General features: G+C 62.6%; 39 protein-coding genes. 3 read left to right on the top strand and 36 right to left on the bottom strand.

Annotation, left to right across the window (positions count from 1 at the left end):
* Positions 1-81: 81 nt before the first annotated feature.
* The 4 genes from DACI_RS32010 to DACI_RS32005 all read right to left on the bottom strand — a co-directional run bounded on the left by DACI_RS32010 (position 82) and on the right by DACI_RS32005 (position 2,270).
* Positions 82-459: a zinc-ribbon domain-containing protein gene (locus DACI_RS32010; RefSeq protein ID WP_157059662.1), complete on the bottom strand. Its 378-nt coding sequence runs from the start codon at positions 457-459 to the stop codon at positions 82-84.
* 74 nt (positions 460-533) lie between these two features.
* Positions 534-1,346 carry a BRO-N domain-containing protein gene (locus DACI_RS16380; protein ID WP_012205092.1) on the bottom strand — a complete coding sequence of 271 codons (813 nt, stop codon included), beginning with the start codon at positions 1,344-1,346 and terminating at the stop codon, positions 534-536.
* Entirely contained in the window at positions 1,343-2,044 is a 702-nt protein-coding gene (locus DACI_RS30800) for a KilA-N domain-containing protein (protein WP_085930550.1), read from the bottom strand. The genes DACI_RS16380 and DACI_RS30800 overlap by 4 nt, the downstream gene beginning before the upstream one ends.
* A 61-nt stretch (positions 2,045-2,105) precedes the next feature.
* Complete coding sequence (locus DACI_RS32005) at positions 2,106-2,270, bottom strand: Arc family DNA-binding protein (RefSeq protein ID WP_157059661.1); 165 nt, start codon at positions 2,268-2,270, stop codon at positions 2,106-2,108.
* A 68-nt stretch (positions 2,271-2,338) separates the two neighbouring features.
* Here DACI_RS32005 and DACI_RS16370 point away from each other — a divergent pair, with 68 nt between their 5' ends.
* Both DACI_RS16370 and DACI_RS16365 read left to right on the top strand, forming a co-directional pair.
* The gene (locus DACI_RS16370) at positions 2,339-2,584 is read left to right on the top strand and encodes an Arc family DNA-binding protein (RefSeq protein ID WP_043781715.1); all 246 of its coding nucleotides are present in this window, start codon (positions 2,339-2,341) and stop codon (positions 2,582-2,584) included.
* A gap of 219 nt (positions 2,585-2,803) precedes the next feature.
* Positions 2,804-3,163 (top strand): DUF2513 domain-containing protein, encoded by a 360-nt coding sequence (locus DACI_RS16365; RefSeq protein ID WP_012205089.1) that lies wholly within the window; start codon positions 2,804-2,806, stop codon positions 3,161-3,163.
* Here the strand turns inward: DACI_RS16365 and DACI_RS31345 are convergent.
* From DACI_RS31345 to DACI_RS16285, 17 genes are all read right to left on the bottom strand, one after another.
* Positions 3,120-3,512 carry a hypothetical protein gene (locus DACI_RS31345; protein WP_012205088.1) on the bottom strand — a complete coding sequence of 131 codons (393 nt, stop codon included), beginning with the start codon at positions 3,510-3,512 and terminating at the stop codon, positions 3,120-3,122. The genes DACI_RS16365 and DACI_RS31345 overlap by 44 nt on opposite strands.
* Positions 3,513-3,550: 38 nt before the next feature.
* Positions 3,551-3,802, bottom strand: coding sequence for a DUF1799 domain-containing protein (locus DACI_RS16360; protein WP_050771847.1), 252 nt, complete (start codon positions 3,800-3,802; stop codon positions 3,551-3,553).
* 62 nt (positions 3,803-3,864) lie between these two features.
* The gene (locus DACI_RS16355) at positions 3,865-4,311 is read right to left on the bottom strand and encodes a phage tail assembly chaperone (RefSeq protein WP_012205086.1); all 447 of its coding nucleotides are present in this window, start codon (positions 4,309-4,311) and stop codon (positions 3,865-3,867) included.
* A 97-nt stretch (positions 4,312-4,408) separates the two neighbouring features.
* The gene (locus DACI_RS16350) at positions 4,409-5,056 is read right to left on the bottom strand and encodes a phage tail protein (RefSeq protein ID WP_043781710.1); all 648 of its coding nucleotides are present in this window, start codon (positions 5,054-5,056) and stop codon (positions 4,409-4,411) included.
* A 104-nt stretch (positions 5,057-5,160) separates the two neighbouring features.
* Positions 5,161-5,565, bottom strand: a complete 405-nt coding sequence (locus DACI_RS16345; protein ID WP_012205084.1) for a DUF4128 domain-containing protein — start codon at positions 5,563-5,565, stop codon at positions 5,161-5,163.
* Positions 5,562-6,131, bottom strand: coding sequence for a hypothetical protein (locus tag DACI_RS30795; protein ID WP_012205083.1), 570 nt, complete (start codon positions 6,129-6,131; stop codon positions 5,562-5,564). Before DACI_RS30795 ends, DACI_RS16345 begins: the two co-directional genes overlap by 4 nt.
* On the bottom strand, positions 6,131-6,496 hold the full coding sequence (locus DACI_RS16335; RefSeq protein WP_012205082.1) for a hypothetical protein: 366 nt from the start codon (positions 6,494-6,496) through the stop codon (positions 6,131-6,133). Before DACI_RS16335 ends, DACI_RS30795 begins: the two co-directional genes overlap by 1 nt.
* Positions 6,497-6,843: 347 nt before the next feature.
* Positions 6,844-7,260 carry a DnaT-like ssDNA-binding protein gene (locus DACI_RS16330; protein ID WP_012205081.1) on the bottom strand — a complete coding sequence of 139 codons (417 nt, stop codon included), beginning with the start codon at positions 7,258-7,260 and terminating at the stop codon, positions 6,844-6,846.
* A 2-nt stretch (positions 7,261-7,262) separates the two neighbouring features.
* Positions 7,263-7,523, bottom strand: coding sequence for a HeH/LEM domain-containing protein (locus DACI_RS16325; RefSeq protein WP_043781707.1), 261 nt, complete (start codon positions 7,521-7,523; stop codon positions 7,263-7,265).
* A gap of 38 nt (positions 7,524-7,561) precedes the next feature.
* Positions 7,562-8,530, bottom strand: a complete 969-nt coding sequence (locus tag DACI_RS16320; RefSeq protein WP_012205079.1) for a major capsid protein — start codon at positions 8,528-8,530, stop codon at positions 7,562-7,564.
* A gap of 18 nt (positions 8,531-8,548) precedes the next feature.
* Positions 8,549-9,283 carry a DUF6651 domain-containing protein gene (locus DACI_RS16315; RefSeq protein WP_012205078.1) on the bottom strand — a complete coding sequence of 245 codons (735 nt, stop codon included), beginning with the start codon at positions 9,281-9,283 and terminating at the stop codon, positions 8,549-8,551.
* A gap of 151 nt (positions 9,284-9,434) precedes the next feature.
* Positions 9,435-9,755 (bottom strand): hypothetical protein, encoded by a 321-nt coding sequence (locus DACI_RS16310; protein ID WP_012205077.1) that lies wholly within the window; start codon positions 9,753-9,755, stop codon positions 9,435-9,437.
* Positions 9,756-9,764: 9 nt separating this feature from the next.
* Positions 9,765-10,874 carry a structural protein gene (locus tag DACI_RS16305; protein WP_012205076.1) on the bottom strand — a complete coding sequence of 370 codons (1,110 nt, stop codon included), beginning with the start codon at positions 10,872-10,874 and terminating at the stop codon, positions 9,765-9,767.
* A complete protein-coding gene (locus DACI_RS16300; protein WP_225970933.1) occupies positions 10,874-12,253 on the bottom strand; it encodes a DUF4055 domain-containing protein in 1,380 nt (459 codons plus the stop codon). Before DACI_RS16300 ends, DACI_RS16305 begins: the two co-directional genes overlap by 1 nt.
* Positions 12,254-12,290: 37 nt before the next feature.
* Positions 12,291-13,577, bottom strand: coding sequence for a terminase large subunit domain-containing protein (locus DACI_RS16295; RefSeq protein ID WP_012205074.1), 1,287 nt, complete (start codon positions 13,575-13,577; stop codon positions 12,291-12,293).
* On the bottom strand, positions 13,564-14,028 hold the full coding sequence (locus tag DACI_RS16290; protein WP_012205073.1) for a DUF2280 domain-containing protein: 465 nt from the start codon (positions 14,026-14,028) through the stop codon (positions 13,564-13,566). Before DACI_RS16290 ends, DACI_RS16295 begins: the two co-directional genes overlap by 14 nt.
* A 30-nt stretch (positions 14,029-14,058) precedes the next feature.
* Positions 14,059-14,691 (bottom strand): putative metallopeptidase, encoded by a 633-nt coding sequence (locus DACI_RS16285; protein ID WP_012205072.1) that lies wholly within the window; start codon positions 14,689-14,691, stop codon positions 14,059-14,061.
* Here DACI_RS16285 and DACI_RS16280 point away from each other — a divergent pair.
* A complete protein-coding gene (locus DACI_RS16280; RefSeq protein ID WP_157059660.1) occupies positions 14,690-15,094 on the top strand; it encodes a hypothetical protein in 405 nt (134 codons plus the stop codon). The genes DACI_RS16285 and DACI_RS16280 overlap by 2 nt on opposite strands.
* 15 nt (positions 15,095-15,109) lie before the next feature.
* Here the strand turns inward: DACI_RS16280 and DACI_RS16275 are convergent, their stop codons facing one another.
* The 15 genes from DACI_RS16275 to DACI_RS30780 all read right to left on the bottom strand — a co-directional run bounded on the left by DACI_RS16275 (position 15,110) and on the right by DACI_RS30780 (position 22,009).
* Complete coding sequence (locus DACI_RS16275; RefSeq protein WP_012205070.1) at positions 15,110-15,352, bottom strand: hypothetical protein; 243 nt, start codon at positions 15,350-15,352, stop codon at positions 15,110-15,112.
* Positions 15,349-15,552 (bottom strand): hypothetical protein, encoded by a 204-nt coding sequence (locus DACI_RS16270; protein WP_043781705.1) that lies wholly within the window; start codon positions 15,550-15,552, stop codon positions 15,349-15,351. Before DACI_RS16270 ends, DACI_RS16275 begins: the two co-directional genes overlap by 4 nt.
* A 10-nt stretch (positions 15,553-15,562) precedes the next feature.
* Positions 15,563-15,904 carry a hypothetical protein gene (locus DACI_RS16265; RefSeq protein WP_012205069.1) on the bottom strand — a complete coding sequence of 114 codons (342 nt, stop codon included), beginning with the start codon at positions 15,902-15,904 and terminating at the stop codon, positions 15,563-15,565.
* 753 nt (positions 15,905-16,657) lie between these two features.
* Entirely contained in the window at positions 16,658-17,101 is a 444-nt protein-coding gene (locus DACI_RS16260) for a DnaJ-like cysteine-rich domain-containing protein (RefSeq protein WP_012205068.1), read from the bottom strand.
* Positions 17,098-17,694, bottom strand: a complete 597-nt coding sequence (locus DACI_RS16255; protein ID WP_012205067.1) for a recombination protein NinG — start codon at positions 17,692-17,694, stop codon at positions 17,098-17,100. Before DACI_RS16255 ends, DACI_RS16260 begins: the two co-directional genes overlap by 4 nt.
* The gene (locus tag DACI_RS16250) at positions 17,694-18,191 is read right to left on the bottom strand and encodes an HAD domain-containing protein (protein WP_012205066.1); all 498 of its coding nucleotides are present in this window, start codon (positions 18,189-18,191) and stop codon (positions 17,694-17,696) included. The genes DACI_RS16255 and DACI_RS16250 overlap by 1 nt, the downstream gene beginning before the upstream one ends.
* The gene (locus tag DACI_RS32000) at positions 18,191-18,709 is read right to left on the bottom strand and encodes a hypothetical protein (protein ID WP_012205065.1); all 519 of its coding nucleotides are present in this window, start codon (positions 18,707-18,709) and stop codon (positions 18,191-18,193) included. Before DACI_RS32000 ends, DACI_RS16250 begins: the two co-directional genes overlap by 1 nt.
* On the bottom strand, positions 18,706-19,104 hold the full coding sequence (locus tag DACI_RS16240) for a recombination protein NinB (protein ID WP_012205064.1): 399 nt from the start codon (positions 19,102-19,104) through the stop codon (positions 18,706-18,708). The genes DACI_RS32000 and DACI_RS16240 overlap by 4 nt, the downstream gene beginning before the upstream one ends.
* Entirely contained in the window at positions 19,097-19,402 is a 306-nt protein-coding gene (locus DACI_RS30785) for a DUF3310 domain-containing protein (protein WP_012205063.1), read from the bottom strand. The genes DACI_RS16240 and DACI_RS30785 overlap by 8 nt, the downstream gene beginning before the upstream one ends.
* On the bottom strand, positions 19,399-19,749 hold the full coding sequence (locus DACI_RS16230) for a hypothetical protein (protein WP_043781702.1): 351 nt from the start codon (positions 19,747-19,749) through the stop codon (positions 19,399-19,401). Before DACI_RS16230 ends, DACI_RS30785 begins: the two co-directional genes overlap by 4 nt.
* Positions 19,746-20,216 carry a hypothetical protein gene (locus tag DACI_RS16225; RefSeq protein ID WP_012205062.1) on the bottom strand — a complete coding sequence of 157 codons (471 nt, stop codon included), beginning with the start codon at positions 20,214-20,216 and terminating at the stop codon, positions 19,746-19,748. The genes DACI_RS16230 and DACI_RS16225 overlap by 4 nt, the downstream gene beginning before the upstream one ends.
* Positions 20,213-20,617, bottom strand: coding sequence for a hypothetical protein (locus tag DACI_RS16220; RefSeq protein ID WP_043781700.1), 405 nt, complete (start codon positions 20,615-20,617; stop codon positions 20,213-20,215). The genes DACI_RS16225 and DACI_RS16220 overlap by 4 nt, the downstream gene beginning before the upstream one ends.
* Positions 20,614-20,817: a hypothetical protein gene (locus tag DACI_RS16215; protein ID WP_043781698.1), complete on the bottom strand. Its 204-nt coding sequence runs from the start codon at positions 20,815-20,817 to the stop codon at positions 20,614-20,616. The genes DACI_RS16220 and DACI_RS16215 overlap by 4 nt, the downstream gene beginning before the upstream one ends.
* Entirely contained in the window at positions 20,814-21,299 is a 486-nt protein-coding gene (locus DACI_RS16210) for a hypothetical protein (RefSeq protein WP_012205060.1), read from the bottom strand. Before DACI_RS16210 ends, DACI_RS16215 begins: the two co-directional genes overlap by 4 nt.
* Positions 21,296-22,009 carry a Rha family transcriptional regulator gene (locus DACI_RS30780; RefSeq protein ID WP_012205059.1) on the bottom strand — a complete coding sequence of 238 codons (714 nt, stop codon included), beginning with the start codon at positions 22,007-22,009 and terminating at the stop codon, positions 21,296-21,298. Before DACI_RS30780 ends, DACI_RS16210 begins: the two co-directional genes overlap by 4 nt.
* Position 22,010: the final 1 nt, after the last annotated feature.

Here is a 22,010-nt window from a genome sequence, read left to right as displayed (position 1 = left end):
CCTCGCCAATAAAAAAGGCCCGCCTACTGGCGAGCCCATAAAAAAACCCGCCGAAGCGGGTCTCGTCATTCAAAAGCAAATCTATGGATTACGACCCCATCGGGCGCGGTAATCACTTTCCATCTTTTCACAAGCACTCGCCGCAAACCTTGCTGCGCTAGGGTCAAGCGACTTCTTCGATTGCTGCTCCCAGCAAAAGCTGATCGCGTCGCGAGAGGATTGCCGCTCCTTGCCTTCAGGGGAGTTCCCCGCACATGAGCCAACAATCATCATGAGGATGAAACCGCCAACAGGAACACCCAGCACCCACTTCCAGACGCTGGACTTTTCCTTCTTCGGCTCTTCCGCCCACCGATTAACGATCGGCTCGCGCGCACTTACTGGCGCGCCGCAACTTGGGCAGGACGCAGCCTTGTCGCTGATCTGTTTATTGCATTCTGTGCAGGCAATGAGCGCCATATCCCCTCCAAGTGATGACTTGAAGGGGATGGTAGCGCATCACCTGCTCTGCATTCTGAGTAACTGGATAGTGATCAGGCGGATCGGGCCTTTGGAGGCATCACCAGATCCAGCAGTTCAGCGAACTTGCTCACGTACCAGTGCGGCTGCGTCTCGCGCGGATTGCTCGGGCTGGTCAGGTTCTTCCCGAACTCCAGCGCCGTGCAGACCTTGAACTTCTTCACACCCGCGCCACGGGAGGACTGGCGCTCCTGCTCCTTCAGCATCCCGCGCTGCATCAGCAGCTTGTTGAAGGCCTGGGCGCTGATTCCCACACCGAACTCCTTCAGCAGTTCCGCCAGGGACTTGGTGGGTTCGCTGGTGCCGGCGGCAGCAGAGGCCGGCGCGTCAACCGCATAGGCGGGCAGAAGGCCGGCCACGCCGACGTGGCTCTCCAGCTTCTGATAGCCGCCGAGAACGGCGGACGGGGCGAACTTCAGGTCTTCGGCCGCAGCGCGCAGCAAGAGGATGCCGGCGTCCACCTGATCGCGCAGGGGCGCGGCCATCTGCTGGGCTGCCGGACCGGTGTAGCTGCCAGTGCGCCGGATCGATGGCAAAACCTCGCTGGTCACCCACTTCTTGAACCGCTTGGCCTCCTGGCGCTCGCTCTTGAGAATTGCGGAATACAGGCCCGATTCGTTGATCACGATCACGCGCTGGGTTCCGCCTTGGGTCTGCAAAACCTGCAGACCCTTCTCATCGTCGTCAAGAGTCCGCGTCATGGCGCTGGCTTCGGAGTAGCCGAGAACGCCCGACACTTCTTTTGCAATGAACCAGGGCTCTCCACTGTCATTCGTCAGCACAGTGATTTCGTGGTCCTGAAATTTGAATGGCGTGATGTTGCTCATGCTGCGGCTCCTTGTGCGCTGAGTTGCTGGGTGGGCAGGATCTCCATCCAACCTTCATTTTTGAAGCCTGCTCGCGGATCTTGTCCGCGCAGCGCGCGCTTGATCGCCAGCAGGTCGGCGAACTGGTCGCTGAAGGGGTGGAACAGCTTGCCCACACGATCCAGGCGTGTGCTGATCTCCTCAATCTGGGATGCCGGGATGGCCGGCGCTTTGTGCTCGTCAACCAGTTCCCAGGTGGCGATCTCCTTGTCCAGCCGGGCCAAGTGCTGCGCGGCGCGTTTGCGGGCCGTCGCCAACAGCTTGCCGACCTTGGCCTTCTCTGGGCTGTCCGTCAGCGAGATAGGGCCTGCGGACTCTGCGGCCTTCGGCGTTGTGACCGCCAGGAACACACGGATCACCTTCAGGTGGAACTTTGCGCTGATCCAGGCCGCGTAGGCGATGACCAGCTCCTTGCAGGCGTAGGTGCCGCCGTACTTGCCACGCTTGGTTTCCAGGTAATTCCGGGAATCACCGGAATTGGAAAGTTCGGCAACAAGAGCCTTCGTTTGTTCGATCCGCAGAAACTCATGGGGCTGGTGCTTCGACTGGCCGCCGCTCTCCTTGTGCAGATCGTTGAGGGAGTACAGGTCGCCAACTTGACGCACCGCTGTACCGCCGATAGTCAGTGCTGTAGAATTTGCCACGTTGATTCCTTTCATTGCTTGACTGGCTTCTTCACTCGACGCCTCTGGACTCCTACATCCAGGGGCGTTTCCTTTTTCAGGCCGCATCCGCATGCTCGGCCTCCTTCTTTTTCTCAATCAGCAGCGTTAGCCAGCTGTTGACGCTACGGCGCTCCTTCTTGGCCTGCTCCGCAACCCACTCCTTCAGTTCGGGAGGAAGGCGGAGGCCAAGCGGGGCGATCTTTCCGATCGGGGTGTCCATGCTGCAACCTTTCTCTAGTGACACGATGTCACTATACAAACGACACGGCGTAGTGTCAACATAGTGCCATGCAAGAAATTTTCAGAAGCCAGTTTCGCTTGCCGGTAGAGCTGGCAGACAAGATCAGAGAGTCAGCCGATGCCAGCGGTCGCTCTATGAACGCCGAAGTAGTTGCTCGCCTGGAGCAGTCATTCCAAGAGCGCGCCGGCCAGTCTCTTGACGCGGCAAAGGAGGAGGTCCGCGCGCAAATCCGACTGGTTCTTGAAGAAATGAAAGCGATGGAAAACGTGTTCTCAGACGCCCGTCGCTCGTAGCCCTATGGATTCAAGGCCCGCCCAGCGGGCTTTTTCGCGCCTGGGCTGGGGGTTCTTGAAACGAGAACACCTTCAGCGAAGGCATGGTGGAAATCACCATACCCAGGCCATGACCTCGGGAAACGCGAGGCCGTCGGCCAGACCGACGCCCCGGGCCCGGTTGCCCTCCTGGCCTACGATGGGAGCTTCCACACAACCATCGCCAGGAGGGCGAAACCCATGAAGCGAGACATGGACTTGATCAGAGACATCCTGTTCTGGATGGAGGAGCACGAAGCAGACTTCCCAAAAATTCCAGAAAAGTCGGAGAGGGAGATCGGCTATCACTGCTACCTGCTTGCGGACGCAGGCCTGATAGAGGCAGCAAAATCGACTCCATTTGAGGAGACCATTCCTCAAGCGATTCCGATCTCTCTGACCTCTCGTGGACACGACTTCATCGACTCTGCGCGCAGCAAGACCGTCTGGTCAACTGTCAAAAGCAAGGTCGCCACAACCACAGGAGGCGTATCTATTGCCATCATGACGGAGCTACTCAAGGAGGAGTTAAAGCGGCGCCTAGGGCTCTCTGGATCCTGAGGAAGCAGTTGGCGTAGCACATCGCACCGTGCTCGATGAACCGACGACCCGCCTCATCACTTTCGGGCTGGAGTGCCGCGCTTCTAAACGCTGCAGCGCTCCAGCCCCTGATTTCCTCCATTGCTTGGGAGACTCTGGATTCCAGGCGTTCACCAGAAGCTTGCCCACCATCCCAGGGATTGAACGCCTTGGGCACGATGGCCTCGCCTTCATGGATCTTCGCGACAAGATCGCACGCGGCAGCCTTCTTGGCGTCGATTTCAGCCAAGCCCGCGGCGGTGGCAGCGTGCTTGGCCGACTCTGCTGCCGCACGGGCATTGGCTGTCGGGGCGTTTTCATGGGGGTCCATAGTTCCTCCGGAAATTCAAAGGCCGCCCTCGGGCGGCTTTACTCTTCGCGCATTGCGGCCAAGGCCTCGGACTCCATCACGCGGATGTCGCTGAACAGCGCGTCATAGTCCTCTTCGCTGAGCCCCATGCGGTCCAGTTCGTGTTGCAGCGGGATGTAGTCGAGCGAGGCCGGGCCGCTCATGGTGTAGCGCCACTGGCTGCCGACCTTGCACCACAGCTTGTAGGCCGGGAAGTTCTCGGGCCATATCTCCACAGGCTGCTGCTCTGCCTCCCAGTCCCGGTATGTCATGCCCCAAAAGCCGAGTTGCTCGGCTGTCGGCGGCTTGCGGTAGATGGCAGCAGCTATGGCCCTCAGTTTCCCACGCGGCCCGTGGTGCAGAGCGAGCGGTATCCATCCCACAGGGCTGCGGGCGCGGCCGGCGCTTGGTCGAACAGCTCGATCAGCGTGTCCTTGCTCAGGGCGGGGAAGTCCTCGTTCCAGGCGGCCAAGTACTTGAGCACGTTGTCGGCGTTCACGGCATCGCCACGCTCAAACATGCCGGCAAAGCTGAACTTGACTTCGTCGCCCTCCTTCTTGACGGTGCCCTCCTGCTGGGCAGTGGCCAGGGCCAGTGTGGCGCCCGCGATTTCGTCCCACAGGGCGCCGAATTCCTTGCGGGTGCGGTACTTGAACTTGCACTCCAGCTTCGCGCTGGTGCCGTCCGGCAGGGGGAATTCGATCGTGCCGGAGATGGTCTCGGGGCGCTTGCCCAGGATGAACGGAGCGGCCTTGTCGGCCTTCTTTGCAGAAGCGGTCATGGTGATGGTCTTTCAGCAGATGGAGGAGAAATGCCCGCGCCCGACTGCCCGCCTCTGCTGAGAGACGAAACAGCCGGGCCGGTGCAACTGGGGCCGATCAGACGGCGTAGCGGGTGGTGCGGCCCTGCGGGGCCATGGCGGCGGTCACGGTGTCCACCTGGCCCTTGGTGAGCGAGGGAATCTCGTTCAGCGCGATGTAGCCGTAGAAGTAGTTCACATTGCCGTTGGGCTTGAGCACCTTCAGCGCGACCAGCAGGCGGTCCTCGGAGGCCTTCTTGACCGCCTTGTAACCCGGCAGGCTGGGGTCATCGCCGATGGGGATGGTGATGCTGGTGGCACTGAAGCCCGTGGGGATCTGGAAGGTGTTCATGCTGGCCAGGGGAGCCACTTCGGCGAACTGCGCATCGCCGCCCGAAGTCGAGGGGTTCAGCACCTGCTGGATTTCCTGCCAGGTGGTGATGGGCAGCACCGAACCGATGCCGCCACCCGGCGTGAAGCGGTTCTCGTTGAGCGTGTCCAGGCCGTCGATGGCGAAGGTGCCGGCCGCAGTGTTGGCGACACGGAAGACGCGGTTGTTGGCGTCATCCCAGCCGGACGTGAAGATGAACTCCTTGCCGTTGGGCAGGCCGTGCGCTGCTGCACTCGCAACTGCGGGGCTGGCGTTGGTCACCGCCGTGACGGCGATAGCCGTGCCATAGACGGTGGAGATGAACAGCTTGCTGCCGTCCGGTACGGTGTATGCCATGGTGGGCCTTTCAATGAAAAAGCCCGCAGTCGCGGGCATGTGTACGCCCTCGCGGGCACAAAAAAAGCCACCCGGAGGTAGCTCAACTTTTCAGATTTAGCTGGTCAGGCGGGGAAAGCTCGCCAGTTGACGGAGACCGGCACCGTGTACCAGCCTTCGTCGGGAATGCCGCCAGCGATGGACGGCGTTCGCGTGAGATCAATGCGGTGGTTGCCGGCATCCAGGCTCTGGACTGGGGCGAAAAGTGCGGCCACTTGCTCGGCCATCTGCTTCGCCTCTACCTTGCCCTGGCCTGCGGGCCACACCACATCCACCTGGAAGATGCCGAGGCGCTCAGCTGCATCACCAACCAGGGTGAAGTCCCTCGGCGTGTTGTGCAGGTGATGCACGCGCAGGTAGCCCTGGCCGGTCGTCGGCTCAAAGGCCACGTCCTCCCAGGCGATGGGCGGCGGCGAGGCCAGGGTCATCAGGCGCTCCTCAAGGGCTGATTCGATTGCCACAATGCTCATGCTTCACCCCTCACTGCATCTGCCGTCTTCTTCAGTGCCTGCCCAGTGTTCTGAAGCGACAACCGCACCATTCCGTTTGGAGCCTGCTTGGACCAGCCATATTCAAGGCGCTTCGCGTATGGAAGGTTGTTTGAGACGTAGATCACCATCCCGAGCTTCAATCCGTCGAACACCGTAGCGGCACGCTTCAGAGAGCCGGACCCGCTTGCGTCTGGAGTCTCCTCAACGGCTGCGTTGATGAACCCGATCCCAACCTGCCAGTTGTTTTTGAAGCGCCCGCCTGTGTAGCCCTTGCCGACAGCCAGAGGGAATTTCTTGTTCACCACCTGCCTGCTCGTGCCCTTGCGCCGCTTGCCAGGATTCGCCGCGTTGTACGTGAAAGCCTCCTCGCGGTATGCCTCTCTTGAAGATATGACGCCTTGATTCGCCTTCCACAGATCCGGGTTCCCGACAGGGGAGCCATCCACGCAGTCGCTGAGGATCTCAAGCAACGTTCTGCGAACAATCTCCCGGGAGCGTTCGATTTGCACCAGGCACACGCGCTGCAGATCGTCAGCGAAGCCCATCACACACCTCGCAACTGCAGCTTGTAGAGCACCGCAACGCCGGCCGGCGCAACGATCCCGACGTCAACCACGTTGTAGACCTTGTCCCCCACGGTCACGGTGTCGCCCGTCTTCGGGGCAACCTCGATCTGCGGGGCCAGGAGCAAGCGTTGGTCGCCGTGCTTGATGAGCGCGCCGTCGATGTCGCGCTGCTTGTAGCCGAACAGCGCGCCGGTGCCGGGGTAGTCGAGCACAGTGGGCGTGACCGGCTGACCAGGCACGAACGGCCCGGACGGCGCAGCCTTGCGGTGCAGCGTGACGGGCTGGCCGGCCTCGGCGATGGACTCCAGCGCGCCAGCGGCGATCTCGGCGTAGTCGATGGCCATGGGTCAGCCCGTCACCGTGTGCAGCCAGGGCTTGAGCCACGCCCACGCGGCCGGCATTGCCCAGTAGAACAGCGAGAACAGGCCGAAGACGCCCAGCACTGCCAAGACTGCCATGACTTGAAAGAAGCCATCCAAGTCGATGTATCCGCGTTGCGTTCTCATGATGGAAGCCTCTCTCCAGTTTCATAGGCCTCGCGGCCGTCCAGGCTGTGATGCAGCCACACGCCATCTTCTTGGCCGTCTTCAGCCGGAGCGCACCAGCACTGCGCAGAGTGCTCATGGGGCCGCAGATCCTCGATGGGCGTGATGTGGATCGCAGCAGCGCCTTGTGTGACCAGCCACATGCCCTACCCCCTCACCAGCTTGATGTTCATCGCGCCGCCCGTGGTCAGCCCACGCAGCAGCGCATCGATGACCGCGAACCGCATCTGTCCACCCTGCTGGCCCTCGGCCCACTTGGTGGTGATCACGTCCACGGTCCGCTCGGTCATGATCCGGCCGTCGGTGTCCTGGAACAGCTCACCCTTCGCAGCGCGCCATGCGGCCTCGCAGCATGCGTCCTTGACCTTCTGGGCCACGGGATCGAGGTACTGCGGGTCAAGGGCGTAGTTGCTCAGGATGTACTGCGTGGCGCGCCGGAGTGCGATCTCCTGGGCCGACTCGTCGGCAGGCCACACATGGCCGTAGTTCGCCATGTAGACCACCGCCTCGGCCAGGGTCACGAGGCTGTCATAGCCCTCAGCCGGGGCAACGATCAGCGCCATGGTCAGGCCACCGCGTCCAGCAGGGCCTGCAGGTCGGCCTTCTTGGCGCCCTCGGGCACCTCGACGCCCTTGGCTTCCAGGGCGGCGCGCAGCTCGGCCACAGTGGCCTTCTTGGCGCCCTCGGGCTCGCCATCGTCGGCAGGGTTCTCGTAGCCCTCGGGCATGAAGATGGCATCGATGATTTGGAAGCCGCGCTTGCGCAGCTCGGCCTTGCGCTCCGGCTTCACCGGATGCGGCTCGTACCAGACCTTTTTGTCTTGCATGTGGTTCTCCCAGAGGAGAGGGGCCGAAGCCCCTCCCATTACTTGGCGGCGTCGCCGATGGTGACAACGCCGGCCGAGGCCTTGACGCTGTTGGCCACCAGATCCCAGTTCGTGCCGGTTGCCAGCTCAGCATCGGTGGGGCTCTTACCGCCGTTGGCGGTGTCCCAGGTGTAGCCCTTCAGACCCAGACCGAAGGTGTAGTCGGCCTGCATCGTGGTCTCGATGCGGTTTTTGCCGTTGGTGGTCTGGATGTTGGTGATGAGGTCCGAGCCGTCCGAGACGACTGCGGCACCGTTCACCAGGGACAGAACCTTCACCTTGTCGGGAGTGCCCGCCGTGAACAGCGAAGGTGCATCCGTGACGATCACGGCCTTGCCCAGGATGTCCACGATGGTCACGCCGCTGAAGGTGAACAGCTTCTCGGCGTTGGCCAGGTTCTGGCCGATCAGCTTGTGGTACATCGCGCCCGTCATCACCTGGGCCACGATGCGCGCCGAAGCGTCGCCGAACTTGGCGTGCGCGCTGTTGATCGCGCTGTAGGTGATGCCAGCCGTGGCGGACACGTCATTGGTAGCGCCGGCCTGGTTGGCGATGGCGGCCACCAGCGCGGCGATGGCCGTGTTCAGCTGGTCGGCCATGATGGCCTCGGACAGGTTTCGCGAGATCACCTCCAGGGCTTCCTCGGGCGACTTCTGAATCCAGGACAGTTGGCCCGGCTCCCACAGGATGGGACCGAAGCCGCCTGCGATCTTCACGGTGTCGTACTGCTTCTGTGCCAGCGGCGTGGAGGACTGCGCGCTGTTGGAGGCGTAGCGGTCCACGCGGCGCTGGGCGCTGTGGATGCCGGCCCAGAAGGATTCCTGCAGGAAGTCGCCGTCGATGCTCTGCGTCGTCAGCTGGATGGAGCCGGCCGATGCAGCGTTGAACTTGGCCACGTCTTGGGCCAGGGTTTCGATGGTGGCCAGCTTCAGGTACTCGTTGAATACCTTCATGTCGGACAGTGCCATGATTTGCCTTTCTGCGCCTTACGCGCCAGATGTGAGTTGCTTCATTGCGGCAACACGTTCGGCCTTGCTGCCGCCGAAGTTGCCTTGTTGTTTGCCACCACCATGGCCGCCCTGCGCGCCAGAGCCAGAAGCGCCGGAGCCCTTCAGGATGTGGTCCTTGCCTGGGTACTGGTTGACCAGCATTTCCAGCGCCTCATCGAAACCTGCCAGGTCGCCCGGGCTGGCTGCGCTGTAGAGCTTGTTGCCGTTCGCGTCCTTGGCTACGACCTTGCCCTCTTCGATGCTGAAGGCCTTGCCGAAGTAGGCCTGCACCAGGTCGGGTGGGATCGCCAGCTTGTCCAGAGCGAACTTGGAGCGGGCGAAGCTTCCGCCGATCATCTCGGCGTACAACTGCTGCTCCAGCTTCGAAGCGGTGCCGTTGGCGGCGTCCAGTTGAGCCTGGAACGCCTTGGAGATCTCGGCCTTGACCTTCTCCACCTCGCCAGCGTCGATCAGCTTCTTCTGGTCCAGCGACTGGAGGGTTTCCAGCGCCTTGCGAGCAGCGTCCGGGTCAGCGATCCCCTCGAAGCCCTTGAGTTTGCTTTCTGCATCCTCGAAGCGCTTGCGGTATGCGGCGCTCTGGCCGGTCAGCTCGCCGATCTTGGCGAAGGCCTTGGCGCCATCGAAGGCGATCTCAGTGCCGTCGTCCTTGATGTACACGGGAGCGCCGTCTTGCAGAACAACCGCGCCGTTGGAGTCGAGTTTCAGTTTCATGGTGGTGGAACGAGCTTTCTGCTCAGAAGTTGATGGCTTACTGCCGACGAGCCCGCTTCTGCTTCCTGCTTTCGACGGGCGTGAAAAAGCCCGCCAGACTTGCGCCGGGCGGGCGGTGAAAAAGAAAGCCCGCACGGCGGCGGGCTGGTTGTCATTTCACGGGCCTGGGCTTCGTTCGCCTGGGCTTGGGCTCTTTCGCCACCTTGAACTCGGGCGGCATCATGGGCGACCAGATGCCCTGCTTGTCGCAGGTGTAGCAGACCCGATCATGGGTCATCGTGCCGCGCTGGTAGCGGCCCTTTTCATCGATCCATGAGCCGTTCACCACCGTCATCACAGCCCGGCCGCCACACTTGGGGCACTGGAGCATGCCCGGCGGCCGATACCGCGCCTTGACGCGCTCTATCAGGGCGGTCTTGGCGTCTGGCTCGGCTGGCGGGACGAGGGAGAGGTGCTTCGGCTTGTCGGTCACGGCGCAATACTACAGCCCGGCCCGCTTGAAAGCCTCTGCATCCCGCTGCCTCAGCTCATCGAGAGTGAGATAGCGGCCCTTCGAGTCGTACATCGCATCCATCCCCAGCTTGCCGTCGCGCATCAGCCTGGCCCGGGTCTCGCCGAGCACATCGGTCTGGCGCGCCAGGGATTGGTTCTTCAGCCAGTCGGCGTAGCTCGTCTCCTTCGGCACCTGGCCGTCCATGCTGGCCCGTGTGCGCCCGTTGACCTCGATGTCCGGCAGATCGATGCCCAGCTCCTTGTGGCTCTTGAGCACTGGCACCTGACCAGAGCGGCAGCGCCAGTGCAGCCGGCCCGGGCCGCTCAGCCACGGCACCTTGTGGCCGATTGGCTTGTGCGTGTCGGGCGTGTACAGCAGCCGGTCACGGATGCGGCACATCGGCGACGTGCGGAGATCGAGGGTCGATGACCACATGGCAGCCTTGATCAGGTCAGCATTGGCCTCCATCACGTTGTCCTGCGCCACTCCGGCCATGTGAGCCAGCGCCGTCCGCACGACCGCCTCAATGTCCCGGCGATCCTTCTGGATCAACCCGTCGATGTAGCCCTTGGCCCGCGTGCCGCGCAGCTCTCGGATGATTTGGTCGGTGGTCTTGCCCTCGACAAAGCCCTGGGCGATGGCTTGCCTCACGCGCTTGAGCTTGCCGGCGTCCAGATCGCTCCAGACGCCCTGCAGCAGCAAGCCCTGGAATGGCCGAGACAGCGCCGCAGCGTAGATCTGCTCTGCCGAGACTGCCGCCACGTGCACGCCCACCGGCAAATGCGTCTTGAGCATCTGCTCCTGGTAGCTGACCTCGTAGGGAACGAACTGCTTCAGCTCTTCAGTCAGGGCCCTGCCCAACTGGGCGTAGGCCTCGCTGTTCAGCGACCAGATGGACGTGAGCAGCGACTCCAGCCGCTGCATGGTGAAGCTGCCAGCGTCCAGGCCTTCCAGCCTGGCGGTCAGTTCAGCCATCAGCCGCAGGTCCGAGCGGTTCAGAAGCGCGATGATGCGCGCCACGACTCCGTTGTCGTACCGTTGCAGCGCGACCATGTGCCGGATGGCTTCCGAGAGAATCAGGTCATTGACCGAGGCCATCAGTCACCTCCGATGGTTCCGAGTGCCGGCCCCTCGCTTGCGATGCGGTCGAACTCCGCTTCAGCGTCCAGATCAGGCGAGAGCACGCCGCGCCGCTGCATCTCCTTGATTGCCGTCTCCTTCGACAGCAGCCCGGCCTGGTACAGGCTCACGATCATCTGCGCGCCGGCCTCCGTGAGGCTCTGGGCGGCGAAGTCCTTGAACAGCGTCACCTTGGCCGTACGGTCGATGCCGAGCCACGCGGCCATGTAGTCCAGCACAAGATCCAGCGCGTCCTCGTAGTTCTCCACGATGCTCTGGAGCGCGGACTTGTTGGCCTCGGCATCGTTGGACGCCTCCGTCGCAGTGCGCTGGCCGGGCTGTGCGACCAGCAGTTCGGCACCCGTTTGGATCATCTGCTCCTCAAGAGCGTTCAGCTCGGAGCGCCCAACAGTCACGGACTCAGCCGAGCCCTGCAGCACATCTGCGCTCCCACCGGCTGGCAGGTTGACCGCCTGGCTAGCCGCCATGACGATCTCATCCTTGTTGTTGATGCCCGAGAACACCAGCAGACGCTTGCGGGCAAAACGGGCAGAGTCGTCCTGGTCGCTTTCGTTCTGCCAGTGCTTCACGTTCAGATAGGCCAGATTCAGCAAAGGAGGCATGCCCTGCATGAATGCAGCGCGCCGGCCGTAGACGGGCACGAACGGGATGAAGCTCAGGGTTGTCGCCCCAGACTCCTCGCTGACCAGTGCATAGCTGCCGTTCGCCGATTCCTCCCATACCTCGAAGGAGCCGGGCCGGAGAACCCGCACCCGCTTCAGGAGCTTGGTCCCATAGTCCCCGTCCGGCACCTCCTTGGTCTCGGCGATGCGCAGCATCGTGAGCCCAGGCTTGCCGCCGACTTCACCCACCATCCAGCCCAGGATCTGCTCAGCCTTGATGTGCACGCAGTAAGGGCGCGCGCCGATGGCCTTTTCCTCAGCCCGCGTCCTCGCCCTGCCTTGCGTTCGGGTGAAGTCCACCAGGATGCCGCCGAAGCCGTACTTGATGGCCGAATGGTCGAACACGTCGGAAGCGAAGGCATGCAGGCTGCGGCCTTCGCCATCGATGTTGTTGCACAGGTCGAGGATGACGTCGGGCGTGTCCTTGGAGAGCGTCACTTCCTTGGCGAACGGCTTGCCAGCCATCACCGTGCAGGTGCGCTCGAAGGCAGGGAACAGAGTGGCCACCGCCAGGCGGTAGTTGTAGTCGTCCAGGTCTTCCTTCGGTTGGCGCGGCAGGAACGTCGTGGACGCTGCACGCATGGTCCGGGTGCCACCCAGCAGCGCAGTCAATAGGGGCCACTCCGCCTCCATTGCTGACATCTTCGGGTCGCGGTCTTGAACGTTCAATGCCATAGAGAAACCCGCCTCCATTGCTGGGGCAGGCCTGTTTTCACATGCGGAAGGTGAACGCCGCTGCTTGTTTCTTCACGATGGGCCACATGTATGCGATGGGATAGCCCGCCGCATCGATCACGTGGTCCACGCCGCTTGACTTGTCCGGCAGCCCGTTCTTGTCATAGGCCTGCTGCTCCAGGGCCTCTGTCAGCTTCGGGCAGCGCAGGGTGTTGACCTTAAGGCGCCGGGCGCCCTCCCCGTTCAGGATCAGGGCGTTGACGGCGTTGATGCGGTCGGCCACCGCTGGGTTCGTGCCGTTCACCTGCACGGTCAGGTTGTGATCCCGCAGGATCGACAGATCCGACTCGCTGGCGTTCTTGCTGCTGCTGTTCTGACCCGATGCATCGGGGTACACCGTGACGGCGTGGCCCTTGTCTTGGTATCGCTCCCTGAACAGCCGCGCCATGTAGGGCGTGTCCCGGCCGTCCGTGATCTCATCCACTGCAACCGGCCAGCCGTCCCTCAACACGTAAGCTACAGCCGCCATGTGCAGGCGGTTGAAGTCCATGCCGAGCATCACAGGCTCGCCCTCCTGCAGCGACTCGAAGCTGTGGTTCAGCTTGCGGTCAAAGTCGGGGTAGACACTGCCCGAGGTCAAGTTGACGAATAGGCCGCGCAGGTAGGCGTCGATCAGCTGCTTTGGGTAGCTATCGAACAGAGACGGGATGTAGTCGGCCGGCAGGTTCTTGGCGTTCTCGAACGTGCTGGCCTGGATCAGCCCATACAACTTTGCCAGTTCCGGCTTGTCCTGCACCGCCTTGACGAACTGCTGGTGCGTGAACTTGAACCCCTCAGGGGTCGTGGTCACGTCCACGCCGTTCTTCAGGCCGTCCACGTTGTAGCGCATCCGCGCGATGATCTTGCGCCAGGCCTGCTCAGCCTTCTGCTTGGCCATCACGTCCAGCTCATCCACAAGCGCCTGGCCGATCTTGAAGCCCACGATGGACTCGGGCCGATCCATGGAGCGGCAGATCACCGTCGTGCGGTACTGGCGGCCGGAGTAGAGGTGAACCTCCTTGTTCGACTCCCGTATCTCGGTCCTCAACCCCCAGTCGTGCGCCACCTCTTCAATCGTCGGGAAGAAGATGTCGCGGATCTGCGGGTAACTCGGGGCAAAGTAGCCAGCATTGATGCGCGGGAACTCCCAGGCATGCGCCGACAGGCCAGAGCAGCCCACCCAGGTCTTGCCCGACCCGAACCCCGCCACGAAGGCGCGGAACTTGTGTGGCAGAGAAAGGAAGCGGGACTGCGGGACATTCAGGCGCGGGCTAACGGTCTGCATCGGCGCTTGCGTCCTGCACCTGCACGACGACCTTGACCGGCTGCGGCGCCTCTCCGCCCTTGCCATCACCATCCAGAGGCTTGCGGTTCACGTACATGTCACCGCACTCCTTCGCCGCCTGCTCCAGTACCTGCAGAGCCAGCGGCATGTTCTTCATGGACTCGGCCTTCGAAACGATGCGCTGCAGCACCTTCAGCCGGTATGAGCGCTGGGCAATCGGAATCTCGGTGATCTCGTTCTTGAACGCATCGCGTGTGGCGAAGAACACGTCCCGCCACTTCTTGGACAGGTCCTTGCCCGAAGCCTTGGTCGGGTCGTAGACCGCCACGTGCGCGCGGTCCAGCACCAGGCCGAATTCCTCCTTGACCGCCTCAGCCACCTGAGACGGCGTGTCGTAGCAGGCGAGCGCTTGCACAATGAAGCGCTTGACCGCCTCATCGAGCCTCGCCATATGCGCTCTCCTGTATATGAGTGGTGAATGTTATGCCGCAACCTTGAGACATGTGCCGCATGCGTGAGCGATATTTCCCATCCGCAGCTCCGGGCCGGCGTTCGCCGCATCCATGAGCCGCTTCACGTCGGCCGACGGGCCGTAGCGCTTGACCACGCCGACGAACTCCTCGACATCGTGGCCGCGGATCTTCAGCTTGGGCTTGCCGTCTCTCCCGAACTTGGGTGCGCCGAACTCATCCAGCGCCTGGGCGACGTGGTACAGCTCATGCTCCACCAGAGCGCACCACTCGGCATCCGAGCACTGGGCGCAGTAGGTGGCGTCCAGGGTGATCATGAAGGCCGGCACACGGCCGAACCAGTCGTAGAGCTGCTGCTCCTGCCGGCCCTTCTGCCACCCACCGGCGCGGATCATCACCTCCTCAGCCTGACCGATCACGGTCTTCATGGCCTTTGTGAATCCGTCAGGCGCCCAGAGGAACACCAGGTCGGCGTCGATCAGGTGCGCGTGGTCAGGGTTGTGGATGCGGCCATCCTCAGCAATGATCTCGGCCTGCACCCACTCCGCCACCCCTTCTGCCGGGACGTAGCGCCCCAGTTCAGCGGGTGGATACGGCCGGGCGCCGATGGCAGCAGCCGGCTTTGCCTTTGCCGGTGTTGCCATGGCAGGACTTCCTTACACTGTATTGATGACTGAAAACTTTGACGCCGATGAAATACGCGCTATCCGCGCGAAGCTTTTGGGATTCCAAAGCCGTTGCAAACAAATTTCGAATGAGATTGGTGAACGCAAGTCACTGACAATCGATGAGAAAGAAAGGCTGCAAGAGCTCTACACCAGCCTGAAGGCAGATCTCAAAGCCGAGTCAGCCGCTCTCCGCAAATGCTGGGACGATCTCTCCCGGGCAGAGGAGTGCTTCTATGAGCCTGCGATCAGGAAAGCGGCAATTGCGCTTCGACCTGCGACCAACTCCAACCCCATCACCTCCGGCTGGTTCTCTGCTCTATACGACTGCGAAGGAGAGTTCTCCTACGTGCTCTTCAACTTGGAAAAGCTGGACATTTAGCCCATGCCCCCATGATCAGGCGCCGTCTTTCAGGCGCTGCAGTGCTTCTGCCGTCTCTGGTAGATCGGGGTATGTGGTGTCTTCGCCGACGCGGACGAAGGTCTCGACCTTCACGCCGAAGCCGGCGACGTGGTTGCCGCCGCACCAGGAGCAGCGGAAAGCCTGGCCCTTGAAGACCATCTCCTCATCGAACAGGTCCATGTCGGTGAGCTGCACAGGGCAGTCGTAGGATTGCCAGACTTCGCGTGCGGCACTCATCCCAGTGCCTCGTCATCGATGTGCAACCGGACGGTGGTGACGATGTGCTCTGGCGCCGCAGACTCCAGGCGATTCACTTGCACCCAGGTCACATCCACTCTGGCGCGCATGCCCGTAGCCTTGGAGAACTCGGTCATCGCGTCGCGGATTTTGGCGGCGGCCGTCTGAGCGTGCTGTTGGATTTGGTCGCGCGGGGTCATGGCGGTCTCCTCACATCCAGGACTTCGCCACCCAGGCGATGCCCATGATCACGGCCACGGCTAGGGGCACACCGAGGAACGCCTTTGCCAGAGCAATGCCAAATCCATCCTTGGACTTCTCCTCGGACAGCTTGAGCCCCTGGAGACACCGGAACACCTGAGCGATGCCCCACGCCTGGATGATGGAAATCGTGGGCAGCCCAAACACTGGGACGATGAACCACCCCCACAGGGTGGAAAGCAGCAGGCCCGCAAAGAACCCCACCCAAACGATGCTCAGCAGGAAAGCGACGAAGCCGCCGAACAGCATGGAGCAGGCCTCGCCAGCGGACATATCGTTGAATCTTGACATGGAGTCTCCTGTGAATAGGTGCCACCGCTGCGGGCAAGGCGTCCCTGGCGAGCTAGGCGTGGTGGATGCGCCCGAGCGGTGGCGGAAACGAAAAGGCCCCGCGTCAGCGAGGCCGTGTTGATAGTCACCCCATCGGACTTACGCCCCTAAGGCGCTGGGGGATGCCGTTCGCGAACTATCCAGCTCCGCTGCGCTTGCGGTGGAGATCACCGCCCCGTCATACCTCTCGGGGGCGGCCCTGGCTGGATCAGGGGATGAAACAGAAAAGCCCCGACTGCGCGAGCAATCGAGGCTTTGGTGGCAACGTTGGCGCGTCACCAGTTGAAGGTCAGACGACCCTCCTTTGCAGGCTTGTTGATGGCTACTCGCGGCGGCTCAAGCATGGCCGAAGTCCGCATTACGCTTACGCTCTTCACCATCACGGGGGAAGACTGGGCCGCCAAGACCTAGCGCGCCAGGCGCATCGGTGTTGCCCACGGAGTCGAACCGTGTCCAATCTTCCTTCGTGATGCCCCCAGCCTTTTGAGCCGCTGGGATGGGCTGGCGTCCTCGCAACGGCCTCGCGCCCAAACCCTGGCGTGCGGGATAAACGCCCCGATTTCTCCGGGCGCGCTTGTCCATCTCGGTCCTGCCTACGTCAACAAAGCGGAGGGAGCGAATTGGACAGTGGGGAGGCCTAAGCACAGCCCCTCATTGAGAATTTTCAGACTCAACGCGGGGCCAACGTTACCACATAAATGCGTGAAAATCAAATCAGCGCATCAGCTTACGCACGCGGCCGCTCAGGGCGCGCCGGCAGTCGCTCACATGGTCGATCAGGTACTGCGCGTCGCGGCTGGCCGGCTCCCTGCGCAGCTTCTCTCCCTTGCACTTGGGGCACTTGTGCATGCGCCCCTTGCGCTCGATTTCGCCCGTGCCAGAGCAGACCTTGCAACTCGGGTCCAGCATCCAATCGATGGCGGCCGTGATGGCGGCGGCTGGCTCCACAAACTTGCGCTTGTGCGCCACGTACAGCAGCGCGGCATAGACCCGGGTCATGTCGGCTTTGGTGGGCTTGCTGACCAGTCGCATGAAGTGGCTGGCCATGTTGCTGGCGCTCATGCCGTTGGCCTTCACCAGATCAACCTGGCCGATCCGGTGGGGCATGTCCTGCAGATTGGTTGCACCAGTGGCGCAGAGGTAGCGTTCTTCGGTCATTGCTGGCTCTCTTTCTTCAGTTGCTTGGCTTTGGCTCGGTACTTGGCGCGAATGTCGATCAGCTCTTCGCGGGTCCATTTGCGGGGTTGGTTGTCGGCTTCCAGGGCCTCGACGCGCGCCAGGCCGATACGGGCAATCAGCCCGATCCGGTAGTCAATGGCGTTGCCCGAGAGGAACTGGTTGTCGTGCTTGCTCTGGGCGTGGCAGTTGTCCTCGTTGAACCGAAGGTGTGGCGCGGCGCCCGTGGAGCGGTAGTGGCCAGCGTCCACGGCGTTGCCAGACCAGTCCAGTGGGCGGCCAGAACTGATGCAGTCGTAGCCGGCGGCCTGGTCACGGGCACGGATGTAGGCGTTGAAGGCCAGCTGCGCTTCCTTAGTCAGTTGCGGAATGGTCTTCAGCTGCTCCCGCTTCTTTCGGTCCAGCGCGCGCTGCACTTTGGCTTCGGCCTGGCGGCGCTTCTCCTCCTTGCGCGCTTCCTTCTCGCGCTCGGCAATGGCCCAGTCTGCGGCGCATTCCTCATGCACCACCTGGCCATAGCGCTTGGGGTCGAAACGCGTGCGGCAGTGGGCGCAGCGTGTGCGGCGGAAGGTCATCAGGCCTCCCATGCCAGCTTGGTTTCGCGCCAGTTGCGTTGGCGGACCTCACCAGAGAAAGGCGACTCGCCAAAGATCTGGCACAGGCGTGAAAAGTCGGCCCATGTCATGCCCTCGGATCCCCTCGTGTGGATGAAGTGAGGCTCCTGGCTTTCGAGCATGTCCGGGTCGTCGTCCAGGATCGCGTAGTTCGTGACCTCGACGTGGTTGTCCAGCCAGTGCTGAATCTCATCGCCGCGGCAACCCAGCAGACTGGGAGTGCGATCGATGATCGGCAGGTCGAAGGCCTTGGCCACGTCCTTGTAGTCGTGGGTAAGGCGCCAGGCGCTGGAGAGCACCACCTGGATGCCCGACGAGTCGCACAGGCGCTGCAGCAGCTTGATGGCCACCCAGTCGAATGCCTCGGTGTGCGTGAGTTCATGGGGATACCCGCCATGAGCCACGCTTGTGCGGGTGCTGTTGAGCACGCCATCAATGTCGAGAAACAGAACCCGCATCACTTCCCCTCCCAAAGGTCATAGAACGTCACCCCCAGCTCGGACTTAGGTCGCTTGTTGTGCGCCTGCTCAAGCGCAGTGGCCCATCGGCAATTGCCCGGCTCGTAGTTGCCATTCACATCAATGCGATCAATCGACAGGTGATCGGCGGGGATCCCCATGTCGGCCACGAAGTTCTCGAACGAGTTTCTCCAGCGTTCGCAGACCGTGATCCCTCTGCCGCCGTAAAGGTGGCGCTCTGGATACTTCTCGTAGTGGCAGCGGTTGCACATGGCTTTCCAGATCCGGTAGACCCGCGAATTCGATAGACCGTGCGTGGTGTTGACCTCCACCCTCCTTTGCGCCCAGTAGCATCCGCAGGAAAGTACGGCTCCGCTGCGCAGGTGGTCAGCCCGAACGGTCTTTTCTTTTCCGCACGAGCACCCGCACGTCCACATGACATGCTTGCCCTGGTTGGGCGCACGGCTTATCGCCGTGAGTCGGCCAAAAACACGGCCGGAGAGATTTGCAGCGGTCATGCCCCGGCCCTCCATGCTTCGATGAAATCCACCAACTCTCCACACTCAGCCCTGGTGAGCGAAGAGGTACGGCGGAAAACGACATCGATGCCGCAGCCGTCCAGCGCGGGCAGCACCTCCACCGATTCGCCTCTGGCTCGCAGCCAGGCAGCGGTCAACAGGCGCTTCCAGGTCTCAACGTCACGCTTGGCGCCAGCCCATTCGCGCGTTTTGGCGATCTCCGTAAGCAGCGCATGAAGCATGGCGTTCTGTGCATCGCTGCGCTTCTCGGGCCGAAGCTCTGCGACCATGCGCCTGCCCTGGCGCACGGCCACTCGGGCGTTCTTCCACAGGTGGTTGATGGCCTTGTGGGCTTGGCTTTCTTCCCACAGGCTCAGGGTGAGGCGGTCAGTCATTGCGATCCTCCACATAGCCTTCGCACTGAGTGACTGCACCCGGCTTCGACTTCCCCGCCCGCACCATGTCGGCCAGCTCATCAGCGGGCTTGATGCCGTACTGCAGCTCCAGTGCAAGCTGGGCGTAGTGGATGACCTTCTTCAGATCTTCTGCGCCGTTCTTGGCCTTGTACCGGGTGGCGTACTTCACGATGTTGCCCTGGAAGAAATCAAGGCCGTTGGCGTGGATGTACTGGATGGGCTGGATGGCGCAGCCCTTGTAGTGGGTGCCGCCTGCTTGGGTGTTGAGGGCGCTCATGCTTGCTCCTTCGGCGCCTGAGCCGCAGCACAGCGCAGGATCGCCAGGCGCATGCGGTCCGCGCGCTGGGATTCTTCGGGCACGTCTTCCATGAACAACTGGACGGGGCTCGACACTCTGTCATCGACCTTGGCGCATACCCACGGACGATTGCAGCTCGGAGGGTTGTGCTCCAAGCTGATGCGCAGCGCGGCGGCCAGCTCGAATGCGTCAGCCCCTTCTTTTCTGGGGTCGAACCACCAGCCCTCACCATTGCTCAGGCAGCCCATTCCATCGTCCCAGACTCCAAGATGGGCGCACCCAACAGCCCGCGCCGCTGCTTCGAGCAGTTCGCGTTCGGTGCTCATGCTGAGCCTCCGATCTTGGCTGCTGCCTCTGTTCCTCGCTTCCCTTCCGCGCGCCCGGCGGTCTTGCCGCACTCAAAAATGATCTGGTCGCGCGTCATCTCGGCAGTTGCGATGTAGCCCTGGGAGCATGTTGGGCAGTAAGCGATAAGCGCATCCAGTTTCTCGACATGCTCGCGCCAAAGCGCGGCATAGCGCGCATCCTCTGCCACTGGCGCAGCAGGTGCCTCCAGCCGCTCCCGCAGGGCCTTGTTCTCTGCGTCCAGCGCCTCGATGCGCTCCTTCGCGGCCTCTACGCACAGGCTCTCGTGCTGGACCGTCATCTTGAGTTCGCGCACCTCTGCATCCAGGCGGCGCAGTTCGGCGGCTGCCTCATCAATCGGATCGCCATGGCCAACAGGCAGCCAGCAGCCGCTCTCCAACAACCTCGCCAGCCTCAGCGCCTCGCTCTGTGTCTCTGTCTTGCTCATGCTGCCTCCTGCACGAAAGCGCGGACGACATCAGCCAGGCGCTGGCCGGCGTACATCATTCGCTGGGAAACAATCTGGTCACGGTGGCATTTGCAGCCGCCGTTCGTGTGCATGCCCTGCGGGCGCTTCACCAGGCAGCCACCATCCCTGCAACCCGACTGCGCGCTCATCGCGTCGCGCAATTTGTCGTACTCGGCCAGTGCACTGGCGATGTCTTGACGCTGCTTTTGAAGCAGTTCCTCAACAGTCTTCTGGCTGAAGAGCGCGAGATCCTCGTCGTCGCAACGGCGGCCGCTCACGCACCATTCGCCCGATGTCCCCATGAGGTGCTGATCCTCAACATCCATGAATGCGTCCGGCTCTGGCAGTTGCATGCTCGATTTCGCTTCTGTCTTGCTCATTGCCCCACTCCTTTGTTGATCCACTCGGCCCGCTTGGTGGCCTGCTCTTGAGTTACTGCCTTGTGCTGGTCACAGGCCGGCGCTGTTGCGCTGTACGTGTGGCCCTTGGTGCGCTTCATGCACTGGGCGAATCCGAGACGGCGCATGCCTGGGTCTGTCTCTTTGCGTTGCCAGTGCACGCAGGTGCTGCAGGTGGTCATGCGATTTCCTTCAGCAGGGCCTTGAGCTGCTTCAGCTTCGCGGCCTCGCCCGTGGTGCGGCTTTGCTCTTCCTCCAGGGCCAGCGCCGCGGCGTCCACTTCATCCGCCAGGGCGCGCATCTTCTGGGCCAAGCAGCCCAGCACGTCGATGGCCGACGCGGGCGCGGCTTGTTGTGGGGTGGCGGGCTTGGCGGGCTGGGTCACGGTCGATTCCTTGGTCTTGGGCGGGGTGGATTGAGCGGCGGAAACAGCGACGCGCTGGTGCAGCGATCCGTGCTCCGTGGAGCGGATGAGGTCGGAGTCGGCCAGGGCGCGAAGGCAGCCTTGCAGCGTGTGGCGGTCCAGGCGGGCGCCGGTCGTGCGGTGCAGAGACTGCGAGATCTGGGCGACGGTCCAGGCCTCGGCGATGGGCACGGCCTGGAACACCTTCTGCGCGATGGCCGTCTGGCCGGCGAGCTTTTGCTTTTGCTTGTCGGGCGTCATGCGGGCTCCTGACCAGGGAATAGGTCCGACAACTCGATACCATGGCACTCGCGCCATGCCACTGCAGGCCAGGCCTTCACGGAGCCGTAGCGCGCGTCCACCACCGACACCGCCTGCAGGCCGTACTTCTGCGTTACCCGGCGCAGGTCCACGTAGGCGTTCTTCGGGAAGGCCATGCCCGTCGCCTTCTCCACGGCGATCACGGTGGCGTGCTGTTGGTTGCGGCCCAGCTCGTGCTGCAGGCGGGCCACCTCGCGGGACTTGGCCGATGCAGTGGCCATGGCCGTGGCTTCGCGGCGGCTGCCGATCTCTGCCTTGGTGGCGATGGCCTTGTCGCGCTCGGACTCGGCTTGGATACGCGCCTGCTCCGACTCCATGGCCAGGCGGAGGATGTCCATGCGGGACAGCTCAGCCGGCGTCTTTGCATGGGCCGCCTCCAGCACCTGCCAGCGCGCGATCACGCGGCGGCGCAGCTGCGTGCTGTAGCCGGCCAACAGGGTGTATGTCAGCTCGCGGCCGAGATGAAAAGCGAGGGTGTAGCCGCGCGCATCCTTGTCCTCGCGGACATGCTCCAGTTCTGGATCATCTTCGAGCGAGTCCAGCATGGCGCGGATGTCGCGGTTGACGTGGCCCAGATCCTTGCTGGTGAGCTCAGCGATCTCCCGGCTGCTCATGGTCAGCGCGGGCGCGATGTTTTGCAGTGCGTTCATG

The organism is Delftia acidovorans SPH-1 (assembly GCF_000018665.1).
Classification (GTDB): Bacteria; Pseudomonadota; Gammaproteobacteria; order Burkholderiales; family Burkholderiaceae_C; genus Comamonas; species Comamonas acidovorans.
Note: the sequence above shows the minus strand (reverse complement) of the source record. Positions and strands in the feature narration are given on the sequence as shown.

Excerpts from the sequence above, each read along its gene's own strand:
- DACI_RS32010 (WP_157059662.1), bottom strand. The coding sequence starts at position 459 with ATGGCGCTCATTGCCTGCACAGAATGCAATAAACAGATCAGCGACAAG.
- DACI_RS16380 (WP_012205092.1), bottom strand. The coding sequence starts at position 1,346 with ATGAGCAACATCACGCCATTCAAATTTCAGGACCACGAAATCACTGTG.
- DACI_RS30800 (WP_085930550.1), bottom strand. The coding sequence starts at position 2,044 with ATGAAAGGAATCAACGTGGCAAATTCTACAGCACTGACTATCGGCGGT.
- DACI_RS32005 (WP_157059661.1), bottom strand. The coding sequence starts at position 2,270 with ATGGACACCCCGATCGGAAAGATCGCCCCGCTTGGCCTCCGCCTTCCT.
- DACI_RS16370 (WP_043781715.1), top strand. The coding sequence starts at position 2,339 with ATGCAAGAAATTTTCAGAAGCCAGTTTCGCTTGCCGGTAGAGCTGGCA.
- DACI_RS16365 (WP_012205089.1), top strand. The coding sequence starts at position 2,804 with ATGAAGCGAGACATGGACTTGATCAGAGACATCCTGTTCTGGATGGAG.
- DACI_RS31345 (WP_012205088.1), bottom strand. The coding sequence starts at position 3,512 with ATGGACCCCCATGAAAACGCCCCGACAGCCAATGCCCGTGCGGCAGCA.
- DACI_RS16360 (WP_050771847.1), bottom strand. The coding sequence starts at position 3,802 with ATGACATACCGGGACTGGGAGGCAGAGCAGCAGCCTGTGGAGATATGG.
- DACI_RS16355 (WP_012205086.1), bottom strand. The coding sequence starts at position 4,311 with ATGACCGCTTCTGCAAAGAAGGCCGACAAGGCCGCTCCGTTCATCCTG.
- DACI_RS16350 (WP_043781710.1), bottom strand. The coding sequence starts at position 5,056 with ATGGCATACACCGTACCGGACGGCAGCAAGCTGTTCATCTCCACCGTC.
- DACI_RS16345 (WP_012205084.1), bottom strand. The coding sequence starts at position 5,565 with ATGAGCATTGTGGCAATCGAATCAGCCCTTGAGGAGCGCCTGATGACC.
- DACI_RS30795 (WP_012205083.1), bottom strand. The coding sequence starts at position 6,131 with ATGGGCTTCGCTGACGATCTGCAGCGCGTGTGCCTGGTGCAAATCGAA.
- DACI_RS16335 (WP_012205082.1), bottom strand. The coding sequence starts at position 6,496 with ATGGCCATCGACTACGCCGAGATCGCCGCTGGCGCGCTGGAGTCCATC.
- DACI_RS16330 (WP_012205081.1), bottom strand. The coding sequence starts at position 7,260 with ATGGCGCTGATCGTTGCCCCGGCTGAGGGCTATGACAGCCTCGTGACC.
- DACI_RS16325 (WP_043781707.1), bottom strand. The coding sequence starts at position 7,523 with ATGCAAGACAAAAAGGTCTGGTACGAGCCGCATCCGGTGAAGCCGGAG.
- DACI_RS16320 (WP_012205079.1), bottom strand. The coding sequence starts at position 8,530 with ATGGCACTGTCCGACATGAAGGTATTCAACGAGTACCTGAAGCTGGCC.
- DACI_RS16315 (WP_012205078.1), bottom strand. The coding sequence starts at position 9,283 with ATGAAACTGAAACTCGACTCCAACGGCGCGGTTGTTCTGCAAGACGGC.
- DACI_RS16305 (WP_012205076.1), bottom strand. The coding sequence starts at position 10,874 with ATGGCCTCGGTCAATGACCTGATTCTCTCGGAAGCCATCCGGCACATG.
- DACI_RS16300 (WP_225970933.1), bottom strand. The coding sequence starts at position 12,253 with ATGGCATTGAACGTTCAAGACCGCGACCCGAAGATGTCAGCAATGGAG.
- DACI_RS16295 (WP_012205074.1), bottom strand. The coding sequence starts at position 13,577 with ATGCAGACCGTTAGCCCGCGCCTGAATGTCCCGCAGTCCCGCTTCCTT.
- DACI_RS16290 (WP_012205073.1), bottom strand. The coding sequence starts at position 14,028 with ATGGCGAGGCTCGATGAGGCGGTCAAGCGCTTCATTGTGCAAGCGCTC.
- DACI_RS16280 (WP_157059660.1), top strand. The coding sequence starts at position 14,690 with ATGGCAGGACTTCCTTACACTGTATTGATGACTGAAAACTTTGACGCC.
- DACI_RS16285 (WP_012205072.1), bottom strand. The coding sequence starts at position 14,691 with ATGGCAACACCGGCAAAGGCAAAGCCGGCTGCTGCCATCGGCGCCCGG.
- DACI_RS16275 (WP_012205070.1), bottom strand. The coding sequence starts at position 15,352 with ATGAGTGCCGCACGCGAAGTCTGGCAATCCTACGACTGCCCTGTGCAG.
- DACI_RS16270 (WP_043781705.1), bottom strand. The coding sequence starts at position 15,552 with ATGACCCCGCGCGACCAAATCCAACAGCACGCTCAGACGGCCGCCGCC.
- DACI_RS16265 (WP_012205069.1), bottom strand. The coding sequence starts at position 15,904 with ATGTCAAGATTCAACGATATGTCCGCTGGCGAGGCCTGCTCCATGCTG.
- DACI_RS16260 (WP_012205068.1), bottom strand. The coding sequence starts at position 17,101 with ATGACCGAAGAACGCTACCTCTGCGCCACTGGTGCAACCAATCTGCAG.
- DACI_RS16255 (WP_012205067.1), bottom strand. The coding sequence starts at position 17,694 with ATGACCTTCCGCCGCACACGCTGCGCCCACTGCCGCACGCGTTTCGAC.
- DACI_RS16250 (WP_012205066.1), bottom strand. The coding sequence starts at position 18,191 with ATGCGGGTTCTGTTTCTCGACATTGATGGCGTGCTCAACAGCACCCGC.
- DACI_RS32000 (WP_012205065.1), bottom strand. The coding sequence starts at position 18,709 with ATGACCGCTGCAAATCTCTCCGGCCGTGTTTTTGGCCGACTCACGGCG.
- DACI_RS16240 (WP_012205064.1), bottom strand. The coding sequence starts at position 19,104 with ATGACTGACCGCCTCACCCTGAGCCTGTGGGAAGAAAGCCAAGCCCAC.
- DACI_RS30785 (WP_012205063.1), bottom strand. The coding sequence starts at position 19,402 with ATGAGCGCCCTCAACACCCAAGCAGGCGGCACCCACTACAAGGGCTGC.
- DACI_RS16230 (WP_043781702.1), bottom strand. The coding sequence starts at position 19,749 with ATGAGCACCGAACGCGAACTGCTCGAAGCAGCGGCGCGGGCTGTTGGG.
- DACI_RS16225 (WP_012205062.1), bottom strand. The coding sequence starts at position 20,216 with ATGAGCAAGACAGAGACACAGAGCGAGGCGCTGAGGCTGGCGAGGTTG.
- DACI_RS16220 (WP_043781700.1), bottom strand. The coding sequence starts at position 20,617 with ATGAGCAAGACAGAAGCGAAATCGAGCATGCAACTGCCAGAGCCGGAC.
- DACI_RS16215 (WP_043781698.1), bottom strand. The coding sequence starts at position 20,817 with ATGACCACCTGCAGCACCTGCGTGCACTGGCAACGCAAAGAGACAGAC.
- DACI_RS16210 (WP_012205060.1), bottom strand. The coding sequence starts at position 21,299 with ATGACGCCCGACAAGCAAAAGCAAAAGCTCGCCGGCCAGACGGCCATC.
- DACI_RS30780 (WP_012205059.1), bottom strand. The coding sequence starts at position 22,009 with ATGAACGCACTGCAAAACATCGCGCCCGCGCTGACCATGAGCAGCCGG.